Genomic DNA, 13,345 nt, shown 5'->3' on the forward strand with positions numbered 1-13,345 from the left:
AGAAAATGGTGCGGTCGAGAAGACTCGAACTTCCACGGGCGTTAGCCCACAACGACCTCAACGTTGCGCGTCTACCAGTTCCGCCACGACCGCACTCTTGGGTAAGCAGGGCGGCGAAACTTGGCTTCGCTGCCCTCGGTAGGAGCGCGCCACTAGCAACACCGTGCGCCCCGCGCAAGAGCTTTGATGCCTTGCCAGCGACAATGTTTGACGATTGATCGCGTGGTTAACCTTTTACCCTCCTTCGTCCCGCTGCGGGATAGGGGCTCTGACGGAATTGCGAAAAGGGTGATTGGCGCAGAAATCATGGGGTATGAGCCTCACTGCGGCCCTCCTGATCCTTGCGCAAAGCGCCGCGCCCCAAGCGGCTCCTCAGGCTGCGGACACATCAGCGCGCGCATCGCGAGGCGTGTCGGTTCAGGTGCAGGCAAGCGCGCGGATCATCCGCCCGGCACAGGTAACCTTCGATGCAAGCGGCGAAGGCTCCCTCAAGGTGAGCGCCACGCACACCGCCCGCGTCCAGCAAAACCGCGATAGCAATGGCACCGTATGGGCCGATTTCGAATGAGCCGCTAACGCGCGGTGCCGTTAATTCGGTGACCAGCCAATCTCAGCGGCCTGCGCTGCGGGCGGAATATCGGTGATGGCTTCGGTAACATTGAGGCTTTCACCCGGCGCAAGCTCGCGCTTGGACGGCACGATCACCCAGGAATACACGTTCTTCTCACGCTCATCACGGAACACGACCAGCAGGCTCGGCACATCGACGCTTTCCTGGCCCACATTGTTGATGGTGCCTCGCACCTGAAAGATTTCCTCGCCGCTCGCAAGCACCTCTGTGCGCTGTTCGTGCTCAGGAAAATCAAGCTCGATGCCCGGCTGTTCCATGCCCCAGGTCGGGCGTTCAACCGGGACCCAGTCGGGCAGGCCATAGTAATTGACCGCGACCACCGTGCCCGTTGCAAGCGCGGCAAATACGAAACCGGCAATCGTCCACATCTTGAGGCTGTTGCGTCGCCGGGTGAAGGGCGGGCGGTATTCAAAGCTGGAGGCGTTCTCGTCATAGCCCCCTTTGTATTGTTCCGCATCACCTTCATCCGCGTCATCGAAAGCTGAGTCGATGTCATCGAAATAGGGATCGTCATCCTCAGCGCCAGCAAGTGGGTCGGTGAGCGCTGGCTCGCTCTCATCTGCTGGCGCATCCTTGTTAGGTGCGCGAGGCTCTGGCTGTGCTGTCTGAGGGGGTTTTTGAGCTGCTTCTTCAGGAGCCCCTTCAAAAGCCTCCTGCTTGTTGAGATCGCCTGACCGCCAGAAGTCCACCGATGGTCCGGGTGCGTCCCCGCTCTGCTTCGCTGTTGGTGCAGGTGCAGGTGCTGGTGCTGGTGCAGGTGTTGGTGCAGGTGTTGGTGCTGGGGGCGGTGGAGCCGGTTCAACCGCATCGCTCACATCAATCGGCTTTGGATCCTGAAACCATGAATGCTTGCACTTGGCGCAGCGCACCGTGCGCCCTTCCGGCCCGATGGCCGTCTCAGGCACAACATAGCGTGTTTCGCAGGCAGGGCACGAGATGATCATTGCGAGAATTTGCATGAATCACCGATGGCAGCGGCACAAGGGGTAACAGGCACGCAGAGAGGCGATTTAGTCCGTTTTTCCACACTGGCGGGGGATTTCGGCTGCAAAGCACCTCAATTGCGGTGGGTTGCCGTCCCTCTTGGGGTTCCCCCCTGCCTCTGGCGCTGATAAATCGCCTGTCATGAACGACAAGCCCGCTGCAATCGTGAAATTCGACAACGTAGGGCTTCGCTATGGCACCGATGCCGAGGTGCTGTCCGATGTCTCTTTCACGCTTTTTCCGGGCAGCTTTTACTTTCTTACCGGAGCAAGCGGTGCGGGAAAGACGAGCCTGTTAAAGCTCCTCTACCTTGCCCAGCGCCCCTCGCGCGGAAGCATCCGAATGTTCGGCAAGGACATGATCACCAGCCCGCGCTCCAGCCTGCCCGAATTTCGCAGGCGGCTGGGCGTGGTGTTTCAGAACTTCCGTCTGGTTCAGCACCTTTCCGCCTTTGATAATGTCGCTTTGCCGCTGCGGCTGGCGGGTACGGATGAAGCCAAGGTGCTGCGCTCGGTCACTGATATGATGGAGTGGGTGGGGCTTTCGCACCGGATGCAGGCATTGCCTCAGACAATGTCAGGCGGAGAACAACAGCGTGTGGCAATCGCGCGCGCGGTTATTGCCCGGCCTCAGGTTCTGATCGCGGATGAGCCAACGGGCAATGTTGACCCGGAAATGGCGCTTAAACTTCTGCGTTTGTTCGAAGCGCTGAACAATCGGGTCGGGACGACGGTGATTGTTGCGACCCACGATGTGCACTTGCTCAAGAAAGTGCCGGAATCGCTGATCATGCGCCTTCATAAAGGGCGGCTGTCCGACCCCACAGGCGCGTTGCGTTATCCGCCTGCGCCAAAGCCCAAACCGCGCGCGCAAACGCGAGGGACGGCCAAGTGAGCGACCCTTCCGTTCTTGAAGAGGCAGATCAGGATTCTGCATCGGTCGAGGCCGCGCCGAGCAGAGCGCGCAGCGCTGAGGCGAATTTGTCGCCCCCGACCAAGCTTACAGGGCCCATTCCATGGGTGATTGCCATTTTGATCGCGCTTGTCGTGATTGCCGCGGCAGGAGGGCTTTCGCTGCGCAACCTTGCTCAGAATGCGCGTGCGGACCTTGCCGATGCTGTCACAGTGCAGATCATCGAAGCTGACCCGCAAGAGCGCGCGGCTCAGGCCGAGGCGGCGACATCGGCTCTTGCCACTCACCCGCTCGTCACATCGGTTCGCCAAGTGCCGCAAGACGAGCTTGAGGAATTGCTTAAACCCTGGCTTGGAGAGGGCGCGGCCTCTGACAATGTGCCGATCCCTGCGTTGATTGATGTCGAGTTGTCGCGCCGCGCGTCAGTTGATGAGCTCAGTGAATTGCAGTCGGTGCTTGATAGCGCGCTGGAACCATTGGGCGGAGCGGCGCGGGTTGATGCACAGTCACAGTGGCTTCGTCCGGTTTACGAGGCGCTCTCGGCGCTGCAATATCTGGCGCTTGGCCTTATCATTCTCGTTTCAATCGCCACCGCTGCCGCCGTATGGCTCGCCTCGCGCAGCGCCTTTGCCAATCACCGCGAAACGGTGGAGATAATTCACCTGCTTGGCGGCACGGATGCTCAGGTCACCCGCGTGTTTGAGCGTCCCGTTATTCGCGAAGCGGCCTTTGGTGCCTTTGTCGGATTTCTACTGGGCCTTGTCGCGGTGTGGCTTTTGGGGCGACAATTCGCCGCGCTCGATAGCGGCATGGTGGCAGGCGGCGGGCTTTCGCTCACCGATTGGCTAATTGTAGCGACCATCCCCCTATGCGGCGTTCTGCTTGCAGTCATCACCGGGCGCATAACGATTGGCTATGCGTTAAAGTCTATGCTTTAGGCTGATCGCTGAGACTGATCTTATGAAGACCTTTCGTTATCTTGCCTCTTTTGTGCTGCTCGTTTGGGCGCTTGGCTTTTTGTGGTTTGCTGCCGCATTGCCTCAGCCTGCGGGCGCTGAGCGCACCGATGCGGTGATTGTCGCAACCGGAGGAGCAGGCCGGATCCCACAAGGCCTTGCCGTGCTTGACGCAGGGCTTGCTCAAAAGATGCTTGTGACAGGTGTCGACCGCGAAGTCACACCGGGCGAATTTGCCGCCGAGTTTGAAGTGAGCGAGGCACGCATGGAGTGCTGCGTGTCGCTTGGCTTTCAGGCGGTGGATACGCGCGGTAACGCTGCTGAGGCCGCTGAATGGGTGATGGAAAACGAGATTGGATCGGTCAGGCTGGTTACAACCGATTGGCATATGCGGCGTGCAGGGTACGAGCTTGCTCAGAAGCTGCCCGATGATATGACCCTTGTGCGCGATGCGGTGCCATCAACGCCAAGCCTTGCAAGTCTATTCCTTGAATACCACAAGCTGATTGCCAGCTATGGTGCTGGTCTTTTCGGTTATTAAGGCGCGAACTTTTTGGCGTTACTTCGCAATCTTCTTTTTTATCCCCTTTTTTACGGGGTGAGCGCGATTTTGGTGATCGCCTCAGTGCTTGCTGTGCCGATGGGGCAGGTGGCCTTGAAGGGAGTCGTGGCTCGCTGGGGGGATTGGCATCACTGGTGTGTTCAAAACATCCTTGGCATCAAAGTGGTGCAAGATGGTGTGATACCGGACGAACCCGTTCTGATCGCGGTCAAGCATGAGAGCTTTTTCGAAGCGATTGATATGCCGCGCCTGTTCAGCTTCCCCACCGTCTTTGCCAAGCGCGAACTTTTCTGGATCCCGGGTTGGGGGTTGTCGGCGCGGGTGTATGGGCTTGTGCCGGTTGCGCGCGACAAGGGCGCCAGGGCTCTGCGGGAAATGATCGCTTTTGCGAAACTCAGGATTGCTGAAGGGCGACCGCTGGTGATTTTTCCCGAAGGCACGCGCGTGCCCCACGGCAAGGAGCCGCCTTTGCAATCGGGCTTTGCCGGGATTTACAAATTGCTCGGCCTTCCAGTCGTGCCAGTCGCGGTCGACAGCGGTCCAACCTATCACCGCATCATAAAACAGCCCGGCACGATCACGTATCGCGTAGGCGAGACGATCCCCGCAGGGCTTCCCCGTGACGAGATGGAGCGGCGCGTCCATCGCGCGATCAATGCGCTGAACAATGGTGAAGATGTAGCGGCGAGAGGCGCGGTCGCTAAAGCCTAGCTGTGATCTTTGCGCCCAAAGTCGGGGCGACCATCATCCTGACCTTGCTCAATCACTTCGCGGCGGATTTTGCGGGTGCGGCTGAAAAGGTCGTGCAGTGTTTCGCCGTCGCCTGAACGGATGGCGCGCTGAAGGGCGGAAAGGTCTTCGCTAAACCGGCCCAGAACTTCGAGAACGGCGTCCTTATTGTTCAGGAAGACATCGCGCCACATGACCGGATCGGAGGCTGCGATGCGGGTGAAATCGCGAAAACCCCCGGCGGAATATTTGATGACTTCCGAGCGCGTGACCTCTTCCAGATCGCTCGCCGTGCCCACAATCGTATAGGCGATTAGGTGCGGGATATGGCTAGTGACCGCGAGCACGACATCGTGGTGCTTTGCGTCCATGATCTCGATTTTTGCGCCCAGCTTCGTCCAATAGTCAGACAAAGCGCTAACCGCCTCCTCATCCGCGTTTTCGGGTGGGGTGAGGATGCACCAGCGATTGGTGAAAAGCGAAGCAAAACCTGCCTCCGGCCCGCTTTGTTCGGTGCCAGCCACCGGGTGCGCAGGGATCACCGTGTGACCGGGAAGCGTTTTTGCCAAAGCTTTGGCTACGCTTTCTTTCGACGAGCCAACGTCTGAGATAATCGCGCCTTGTTTAAGGTGTGGCGCTAGCTCGCTCGCCGCTGCTTCCATCGCGCCGACGGGCACACATAAAATAACAAGATCCGCATCGGCGACTGCGTCCGCTGCGCTGTCGCAAACCGAACCCACGATCCCGCGCGCAGCCGCTTTGGCGCGCACGTCGGGGTTGTGGTCATAACCCTTGGTCACGATACCCGGCGCGTGTTCCATCGTGGCAAGGCCAACAGAACCGCCAAGCAGGCCAAGGCCAATGATTGCGACGGTTTCGATTGTCATGCGCTTTCCCCGCAAAGCTCTCTTAAACAAGCGGCCACGCGCTCCATATCCTCGGCCTTGCCGATAGTGATGCGCAGCGCATTGGGCAGGCCTTGTGAGGGCAAGTGGCGCACCGCATAGCCAGCCTTGGCAAGCGCGCTCAGCGCCTCTTCAGCTTTAACTTCGCCGTCAAAATGGACGAGGACAAAATTGGCCTCGCTTGGTGTCGCGGTGAGGCCATGGTTGCCAAGGCTCTCGATCACCTCGACGAATTTGCCGCGTTCGAGCGCGTTGTGCTCCCGGCTCGCGCGGACGAAATCCTGGTCGCCCACTGCCGCAAGAGCTGCCTTCTGGCCGCTGGTGGTCACGTTAAACGGGCCGCGCAAGCGATTGATCATATCGATCAGATGCGCACTTCCGGTCGCCCAGCCGATGCGTTCAGCGGCAAGGCCATATGCTTTGGCGAAGGTTCGCGTCACCAAGACATTCTCTTTTTCCTGCGCAAGTTCAAGCCCGCCATCATCAACCCCTTGCGGAAGATATTCGGCATAGGCCTGGTCAAGGACAAGCAACACATCCGCCGGTAGCTTTTCGTGCAGGCGCTCTATTTCAGATGCGTCTAGCCAAGAGCCAATAGGGTTGTTGGGATTATCAAGAAGTACAACTTTCGTCCGCTCTGTGACGCTATCCAGAATGAAGTCCACTGATGCGGCCAGATTGTTGTCCGGTGCCATTACCGGGGTTGCCCCCACCTTATGCGCAAGAAGCGGGTAAAGTGAGAATGAGTATTTGGAAAAGAGCACTTCATCGCCGGCGCCAGCAAATGCTTGCACCGCGCAGTTGAGAATTTCGCCTGACCCCGTCCCGCACACAATGCGCGCCGGATCAAGACCGTGCAGTTCGCCAATCGCTGCGCGCAACTCCTTGCAATCGGGATCGGGATAGGCCGCTGCCCCATTGGCAAACCCGCGCGGCGCCTCAAGCTCTTCAAGAGCGGCAAGCGATGAACCTAGCGGATTTTCATTCGCCGACAGCTTGATAAGCGGGCGGCCATCGGAAGCTGCCGATTTGCCCGGCACATAGGCATGGATGCCAAGAATATAGGATTTGGGTTCAGGCTTACTGGTCATTACGGATCGGCGCAGACTTGAAAAAAGAGGGTGCTGCGACAAGCTCAGCACGGTTCGACAATTGAATTAGCCCTCTAACCGCTGCCCTCACGCTTGTCGAAGGGCTCTTTTTCCTCTTTAGGCAAATAATGACCAAAGCCCGCGTCTCAAAGGTGTTTTTGCTGCCAGAAGCCTTACCGCTCGATAGCGGCCAAGTGCTTGAGGGTGCTCAGATCGCGTATGAGACTTATGGGGAGTTGAATTCAGATAAGTCGAATGCGGTCCTTATCTGTCATGCGCTGACGGGCGACCAATATGTGGCGAGCACGCACCCCATCACTGGAAAGCCGGGGTGGTGGGAGCGGATGGTGGGTCCGGGCAAACCCATCGATACAAACCGCTTTCATGTCATTTGCGCCAATGTCATTGGCTCGTGCCTTGGTTCAACGGGCCCTGCTTCGATTGCACCTGATGGTAAGCCCTATGCCATGCGTTTCCCCGTGATCACCATTCGCGATATGGTGAGAGGGCTTGTGGCGCTGCTTGACGGGTTGGAGATTGAGGCGCTTCACGCTGTTGTCGGCGGTTCGATGGGCGGGATGCAAACGCTAAGCCTTGCGGCCAACTGGCCGACGCGTGCAAACCGTGTTTTGGTACTCGCCTCTACCGCACGTCATTCGGCGCAAAACATCGCTTTTCACGAGCTTGGGCGGCAGGCGATTATGGCCGATCCCAATTGGCGCCATGGCGATTATTATGGTTCGGATGCACGGCCCGATAACGGCTTGGCGGTGGCCCGCATGGCTGCGCATATCACCTATCTTTCCGAAGAAGGGCTGACCCAGAAATTCGGACGTCGTTTGCAGGATCGCGAGGCCAAGAGCTTCGGTTTTGAGGCCGATTTTCAGGTGGAGAGTTACCTGCGCTATCAAGGCAGCGGATTTACGCAGCGATTTGATGCGAACTCTTACCTCTACATCACGCGGGCGATGGATTATTTCGATCTGGCCGAAGAACACGGCGGCAAGCTTGCCGATGCTTTTGCAGGATCAACCGCGCGATTTTGTCTGGTGAGCTTTGACAGCGACTGGCTTTATCCCACGGCTGAAAGCCGGCACGTGGTTCATGCGCTTAACGCGACAAGCGCGAAGGTCAGCTTCGTCGAGCTTTCAGCAAGCGCAGGGCACGACAGCTTCCTTCTCCCGCACGATCAATTGGACCGCGTGGTGAGGGGGTTTGTCGAATGACCGCGCCCAATTCTCGACTGCGCTTTGACCTTGATGCGATTGCCCAAAGAATCGGGGGGCAGATCGGCAAGGCGGCTGGGCCATCGCGAGTGCTCGATATCGGGTGCGGTGACGGTGCCCTCATGGCTGCGTTGGAACGTGATTATGGCGCTGATGTGCGCGGGGTTGAGCTGGACCCGGTGAAGGTTGAACGCGCCGTTGCCAAGGGGCTTTCGGTTATTCAGGGCGATGCCAATACCGACCTTTGCAACTATCCTGATCGTAGCTTCGATTTCGCGGTCCTTGCCCGCACGCTTCAAACCACCAATCGCCCCGATCAGGTGCTCGATCAGCTTTTGCGGGTGGCCGATGTCGCTTTTGTGAGCTTTCCGAACTTTGCGCATTGGCGCACGCGGGCTGCTCTTATGTTCGGTGGGCGGATGCCGGTTACCAACGCCATCCCGATAAGCTGGTATGAAACCGAGAATATTCACCACGTTACCGTGGAAGATTTCCGCGCACTGGCTGCCGAAAAAGGCGCAAAGATCACGCGCGAATGGAACTTCGCGAACGAGCGCGCCATCAGCCCATTGGGAGCCAACTGGCGCGCTGAATTTGCTTTGTTTGAATTAAGCCGCTGAGCTTTTTTCCGGGCTCGCTAACGCGAGACGCAGCCGCCACCCACCTCCCCGCCCGGCCACTATAGCCTAATGGTACCAATGGTGGCCGGGCGGGGAGGTGGGCGGCGGCTGCCCTCAATCAGGACGGCCGATGGATGCCGCAGATCTTGTGGCCATCAGGATCACGGAAATAGCACAGATACATCGGGCCCATGGAGCCTTCGCGAAGGCCGGGAGGGTCTTCACAAGTGGTGCCGCCATTGGCGACCGCAACATCATGGAATTCCTGAATTTGCTCTGGCGAATCGCACACAAAGCCAAGCGTGAACCCGTTGGATGGCTCAACAGGCTCGCCATTGATTGGCTGCGAGATTGAAACCGTGCTGCCGTTATGGATGTAGAACAGGCGCGTTTGGCCGGTGTCGTTGACGTGCTCCATCGGCTCGCCTGCTCCCAGCACGCCGAGCGCGGCATTGTAGAATTTCTTCGATCTTTCGATGTCGTTAGAGCCGATCATCACGTGATTGAGCATCTGTTTCTCTCCTCTTGAAGGGTTTAACCGCGCTTGGCGTAAGGCGGGGACGACGCGCGAGCAAGGCCAATTTTTCTCATCTTGTCGTCGCAGGTTCACGTGAGCGCAGCTAAAGTGCATTGCCATGACAATTTCTCTCCTTTCAGCGCTTGTCCTTCCCTTCGCTCTTCAGTCCGCTGTGCCAGATAACGGGCCGGAAAAACCGGCGAGCTTGGATGACCTTTCGATCGAGGAAGCCACCGGCCCACGCTGCGGCATTGCCTTTGCGATCATGCAAGGTTGGCAAGAGGCGGGCGATGCGCGCGGGCAAAGCGCGCCCGACCTGAAACAGGCCAATGCACGTGAGTTTTTCCTGACCGCTATGGTGCGCTTGATCGACCGCTACAGCCTTGAGCGATCCGATGTCGTTCGCATTGTCGAGAATGAAAAGACGCGACACCGCGCCGATGATTTTGCTGACGTTGGCGTGATGATGCCCGCGTGCCTCGCTCTGCTTGAGGCATCCAAAGCGCAAGGTGGTTGATAGTGACGCGTCAACCCATGAGAGCCAGTGGATTTGCCCGCGAAACTGCGGCATAAAGCGACCTGCAATGTGGCAGCTTTATCAATTCCCCCTTTGTCCGTTCTCCCGCAAAATCCGCTTGCTGATGGCGGAGAAGGGCATTGGCTATGATCTGGTGCGCGAAGACCCTTGGGCCCCGTCTGAGATGTTTCACAATCTGAACGCGGCGGGCACCACGCCTGTCGTCGTGGATGAGCAAAAGGGCATCACGCTTGCCGACAGCCGTGCGATTGCGGAATATCTTGAGGAGACGGTCGATACAAAACCCATGATCAATGGGACTGCGGCCAACCGCGCCGAAATCCGCCGCCTTGTCGCTTTGTTCGATGAAAATTTCTACCGGGATGTGACCGCGCCTCTACTGCTCGAGCGGATGAAAAAGCGCATCATCTATAAACAACCCCCTGACAGCCGGGCTTTGCGCGAGGCCATGCGCAACGCACACGGCCACCTCGATTATATGGATTGGCTCATTGATAATCGCCCGTGGTTGGCAGGCTCCACGATGAGCCTTGCTGACCTTGCCGCAGCGGCTCAGATCAGTGTGGCTGATTACCTTGGCGGGATTGATTGGAACGGGCATGAGCAAACGCGCGGCTGGTATTCGGTGTTCAAAAGCCGCCCCAGTTTCCGTCCGCTCCTGTCCGAGCGCATGGATGTGATCAAACCGCCTGAGCACTACGCACTAGTTGATGGGTAGATCACCCTTGCACCTTTGGCATGGGCTTCCGATATGGTTGTCACAAGAGAAGAGGCCCCCATGTCCCACGATCCCAAAACCATCACCGAAGACGAGTGGCGTGAACGCCTGAGTGCTGAGCAGTTCCATATCCTGCGCGAAGCAGGAACGGAACGCGCTTTTACTGGCAAATACGACAAGTTTTACGAGAAAGGCGAATATATGTGCGCCGCGTGCGGCACGCGCCTGTTCATCTCGGCTGCCAAATACAATTCAGGTTGCGGCTGGCCCGCTTTCACAAAGCCCGCCGATGAAGAGGTTATCGACGAGCACCGCGATGTTTCATTCGGGATGATCCGCACCGAAGTGCGCTGTGGCAATTGCAACAGCCATCTGGGCCATGTCTTCCCCGACGGTCCGCCAGAAGAAGGCGGCCTTCGTTATTGCATCAACTCCGCCGCACTCGAATTCGCGCCAGAAGACTAATAGCCCGGCGCTTGTTCAGGCGAATAAACGCTCAGCTAGGCGCGAATAAGACTCGTTTCATGGGGATGACGCTCAGCTTTGTGTTCACCCCACGTTACAACTTGCTTAGACATATTATGTCATAAATTGGGCAAGTGGCCCCCACGCAAAAGGTTTGATCGAGTTGAATGTCGAAGCGGGGTGACAGCCTTTCAAACAAGAACAAGCGCGGTGCACGCCGCGGGGCGAGCGAGCGCGCTGGCTCGGCTGGTAAGAAATCAGCCAAGAAGAAGACCACTCTGAACAGAGACGCACCTTCGCCATTTTGGAAATGGACTAAGCGCCTCATCGGTTTTGGCGCATTGGCGGGGGTCCTGGGCGCAGTATTCCTTGCCGTTGCCGTGGGCATGGCCGCGCGTTCGCTGCCTAGTTTTTATCAACTGCAATCAAGTCAGGCGGGGCAAACCATCCGTGTCCTGTCGCGAGATGGCAGTGAGATTGTCGAAATCGGCCCAAGTTTCGGCGAATGGCTCGATTACGAAGAGATCCCGCAAAATATGCGCAACGCCATGATCGCGGTGGAGGACAAGCGTTTCCACTCGCACTACGGCATTGATCCAATCCGTTTGACCGGCGCCATCGTTGAAGGGGTCACGGGCGCCCGCTCTCGCTTGGGCGGAACGTCAACCATCACGCAGCAATTGGCGCGCAATTTGTTTTTGTCCTCGAACCGCACGGTTGACCGAAAGGTGCGCGAGGCGGTGTTGGCGATGGCGCTCGAATGGAAATTCTCCAAAGAGCAAATTTTAGAGCTTTACCTGAACAAAGTGTATTTCGGCGGCGGGGCCTATGGGGTGGACTCAGCGTCTCGCAAATTCTTCAGCCACCCTGGCCGCGAGCTTAGCGTGGCCGAAGCTTCAATCATCGCAGGCCTCGTAAAAGCGCCAAGCCGTTACTCTCCTACAGCCGATGTGCAGGCTGCTGTCGACCGCGCTAGCGTCGTGCTGCGCCTCATGCGCGAGCAAGGCTATATCACCGCCGATCAGGCTTCGGTCGATGTCGATGCGGTGCAGTTGAAACAGCAAGCGGGGCAAAACTCGGTGCGTTATTTCACCGATTATGTGTTGCCGCAGCTGGATCTCATCCTGCCGGAAACCAATGCGCCATTGGAGGTCTGGACGACGCTCGATGTTGGAATGCAGCGCGCCGCGACCGCTGCGGTTGCATCAAATGCGCCAGAGGGTGCGCAAGGGGCATTGGTGAGCCTTGACCGCGACGGGGCGATCTTGGCGCTGGTAGGCGGCACCGATTATGTCGAAAGCAACTTCAACCGCGCAACCAATGCAATGCGTCAGCCGGGCTCTTCGTGGAAGCTGTTCGTTTATCTTGCCGCTTTGGAAAAAGGTTACACGCCAGATGATCGGGTGGTCGATACCCCTGTAACGATCGACGGATGGAGCCCGCGCAATTCCAATGGCCGCAATGTGGGCGAGACGAATTTGCGCACCGCCTTTGCCTATTCGATCAACACCGTGGCGGCTCAATTGGGCAATGAAGTGGGCTTTGGCACCGTTGCTTCGATGGCGCGGCGCTTTGGCGTGAGTTCGCCCATTTCGACATTCCCTTCGATGGTGCTGGGTTCTTCCGAAGTGCGGCTCATTGAAATGACGCAGGCCTTCGCCGGGATTTCAGCGCGGGGCATGAAGGTGATGCCTTATGGTATAACCAAAGTCGTCACCGCCGATGGGGAAACGATTTACGAGCACGAAAGCCCGCGCGAAAACAAGGTTGTACCTGACTATGTCGCCGCTGGCATTACCGATCTCCTGCAAGCTGCGGTGCAAACAGGCACAGGCCGCGCAGCGCAGATCGGGAGGCCTGTTGCAGGCAAGACCGGGACGACCAGTTCGAACAAGGATGGGTGGTTCGTGGGCTTTTCAAGCGGGATAACGACCGGGGTCTGGATGGGCCGCGACGATGCAAAGGCGGTCCCCGGTCTTCAAGGAGGCCGCGCGCCTGCAAGAGCTTTTGCTGCTTATATGCGCTATGCGGTGAAAGACCGCCCTGAAGAGGAGTTCGACACTGAATTGAACCTGCCGGAATGGGCGCTTGAGCCTGATGAAGAGGCGTTGTTTGGCGACCCGGATGACTATTACTTCATCGATGAACAAGGCAATCTGATTGAGCCGGGTCGGCGCGATCCGGAAAGCCCTGCGTTCGATATTGAAGGGGAGCGCAGCCCCGGCGCTGTTGTTGAGCCGCCTGCTGCGGTGAGCGATGATTTCCTCGATGAAGCACTTGGGCGCAATCCGTCCCCGCCTCAGCCGCAGCGTCCGCGTCCAAACCCGACCCCGCGACAACCCGCCCCGCCTCCACAATCGGTGAGCGACCCCAATTTTCTGGACGATGGATAAAGCGGCGCTGCAGCAATCAAGAGCACGCAAAACAAAGAAAAACCCCCGGTAGCCTGATGGCCGCCGGGGGTTTTTCATTTGTTAGCTTGCCTTGGCGA

15 protein-coding genes and 1 tRNA gene are annotated in these 13,345 nt (G+C 58.1%); 11 read left to right on the plus strand and 5 right to left on the minus strand.

Going from position 1 to position 13,345, the window contains the following annotated elements; translation table 11 throughout:
- Window positions 1–6: 6 nt before the first annotated feature.
- Window positions 7–93, minus strand: a tRNA-Leu gene (locus tag INR77_RS03280).
- Between the two features lie 220 nt (window positions 94–313).
- Between INR77_RS03280 and INR77_RS03285 the strand changes: the two genes are divergently transcribed.
- A complete protein-coding gene (locus INR77_RS03285) occupies window positions 314–568 on the plus strand; it encodes a hypothetical protein (protein WP_223072516.1) in 255 nt (84 codons plus the stop codon).
- A gap of 20 nt (window positions 569–588) precedes the next feature.
- On the opposite strand, the gene INR77_RS03290 is transcribed toward INR77_RS03285, so the two are convergent.
- Complete coding sequence (locus INR77_RS03290; RefSeq protein WP_255573897.1) at window positions 589–1,590, minus strand: zinc-ribbon domain-containing protein; 1,002 nt, start codon at window positions 1,588–1,590, stop codon at window positions 589–591.
- A gap of 166 nt (window positions 1,591–1,756) precedes the next feature.
- On the opposite strand from INR77_RS03290, the gene ftsE reads away from it, so the two are divergent.
- Genes ftsE through INR77_RS03310 form a run of 4 tightly spaced genes read left to right on the plus strand, consistent with a single transcriptional unit; the run spans window position 1,757 to window position 4,756 of the window.
- The gene (ftsE, locus tag INR77_RS03295) at window positions 1,757–2,509 is read left to right on the plus strand and encodes a cell division ATP-binding protein FtsE (protein WP_223072517.1); all 753 of its coding nucleotides are present in this window, start codon (window positions 1,757–1,759) and stop codon (window positions 2,507–2,509) included.
- Window positions 2,506–3,465 (plus strand): ABC transporter permease, encoded by a 960-nt coding sequence (locus INR77_RS03300; RefSeq protein WP_255573899.1) that lies wholly within the window; start codon window positions 2,506–2,508, stop codon window positions 3,463–3,465. Before ftsE ends, INR77_RS03300 begins: the two co-directional genes overlap by 4 nt.
- Before the next feature lie 22 nt (window positions 3,466–3,487).
- Window positions 3,488–4,024 carry a YdcF family protein gene (locus INR77_RS03305; RefSeq protein WP_223072518.1) on the plus strand — a complete coding sequence of 179 codons (537 nt, stop codon included), beginning with the start codon at window positions 3,488–3,490 and terminating at the stop codon, window positions 4,022–4,024.
- A gap of 12 nt (window positions 4,025–4,036) precedes the next feature.
- Complete coding sequence (locus INR77_RS03310) at window positions 4,037–4,756, plus strand: 1-acyl-sn-glycerol-3-phosphate acyltransferase (RefSeq protein WP_223072519.1); 720 nt, start codon at window positions 4,037–4,039, stop codon at window positions 4,754–4,756.
- Here INR77_RS03310 and INR77_RS03315 read toward each other — a convergent pair.
- Both INR77_RS03315 and INR77_RS03320 read right to left on the minus strand, forming a co-directional pair.
- Window positions 4,753–5,661 carry a prephenate/arogenate dehydrogenase family protein gene (locus INR77_RS03315; protein ID WP_223072520.1) on the minus strand — a complete coding sequence of 303 codons (909 nt, stop codon included), beginning with the start codon at window positions 5,659–5,661 and terminating at the stop codon, window positions 4,753–4,755. The two genes, INR77_RS03310 and INR77_RS03315, sit on opposite strands and share 4 nt — an antisense overlap.
- Window positions 5,658–6,770: a histidinol-phosphate transaminase gene (locus INR77_RS03320; protein WP_223072521.1), complete on the minus strand. Its 1,113-nt coding sequence runs from the start codon at window positions 6,768–6,770 to the stop codon at window positions 5,658–5,660. Before INR77_RS03320 ends, INR77_RS03315 begins: the two co-directional genes overlap by 4 nt.
- Window positions 6,771–6,898: 128 nt before the next feature.
- Here INR77_RS03320 and INR77_RS03325 point away from each other — a divergent pair, with 128 nt between their 5' ends.
- On the plus strand, window positions 6,899–7,996 hold the full coding sequence (locus INR77_RS03325; protein WP_223072522.1) for a homoserine O-acetyltransferase: 1,098 nt from the start codon (window positions 6,899–6,901) through the stop codon (window positions 7,994–7,996).
- Window positions 7,993–8,616 carry a methionine biosynthesis protein MetW gene (gene metW / locus INR77_RS03330; protein ID WP_223072523.1) on the plus strand — a complete coding sequence of 208 codons (624 nt, stop codon included), beginning with the start codon at window positions 7,993–7,995 and terminating at the stop codon, window positions 8,614–8,616. Before INR77_RS03325 ends, metW begins: the two co-directional genes overlap by 4 nt.
- A 118-nt stretch (window positions 8,617–8,734) precedes the next feature.
- On the opposite strand, the gene INR77_RS03335 is transcribed toward metW, so the two are convergent.
- Complete coding sequence (locus INR77_RS03335) at window positions 8,735–9,127, minus strand: VOC family protein (protein ID WP_223072524.1); 393 nt, start codon at window positions 9,125–9,127, stop codon at window positions 8,735–8,737.
- A 124-nt stretch (window positions 9,128–9,251) separates the two neighbouring features.
- Between INR77_RS03335 and INR77_RS03340 the strand changes: the two genes are divergently transcribed.
- The 4 genes from INR77_RS03340 (at window position 9,252) to INR77_RS03355 (ending at window position 13,247) form a co-directional block, all read left to right on the plus strand.
- Window positions 9,252–9,650 (plus strand): hypothetical protein, encoded by a 399-nt coding sequence (locus INR77_RS03340; protein WP_223072525.1) that lies wholly within the window; start codon window positions 9,252–9,254, stop codon window positions 9,648–9,650.
- 67 nt (window positions 9,651–9,717) lie between these two features.
- Window positions 9,718–10,389, plus strand: coding sequence for a glutathione S-transferase family protein (locus INR77_RS03345; RefSeq protein ID WP_223072526.1), 672 nt, complete (start codon window positions 9,718–9,720; stop codon window positions 10,387–10,389).
- Between the two features lie 60 nt (window positions 10,390–10,449).
- On the plus strand, window positions 10,450–10,854 hold the full coding sequence (gene msrB / locus INR77_RS03350; protein WP_223072527.1) for a peptide-methionine (R)-S-oxide reductase MsrB: 405 nt from the start codon (window positions 10,450–10,452) through the stop codon (window positions 10,852–10,854).
- A 167-nt stretch (window positions 10,855–11,021) separates the two neighbouring features.
- Window positions 11,022–13,247 (plus strand): transglycosylase domain-containing protein, encoded by a 2,226-nt coding sequence (locus INR77_RS03355; RefSeq protein ID WP_255573900.1) that lies wholly within the window; start codon window positions 11,022–11,024, stop codon window positions 13,245–13,247.
- The last annotated feature ends 98 nt before the right edge of the window (window positions 13,248–13,345 follow it).

The organism is Erythrobacter sp. SCSIO 43205, assembly GCF_019904235.1.
Classification (GTDB): Bacteria; Pseudomonadota; Alphaproteobacteria; order Sphingomonadales; family Sphingomonadaceae; genus Erythrobacter.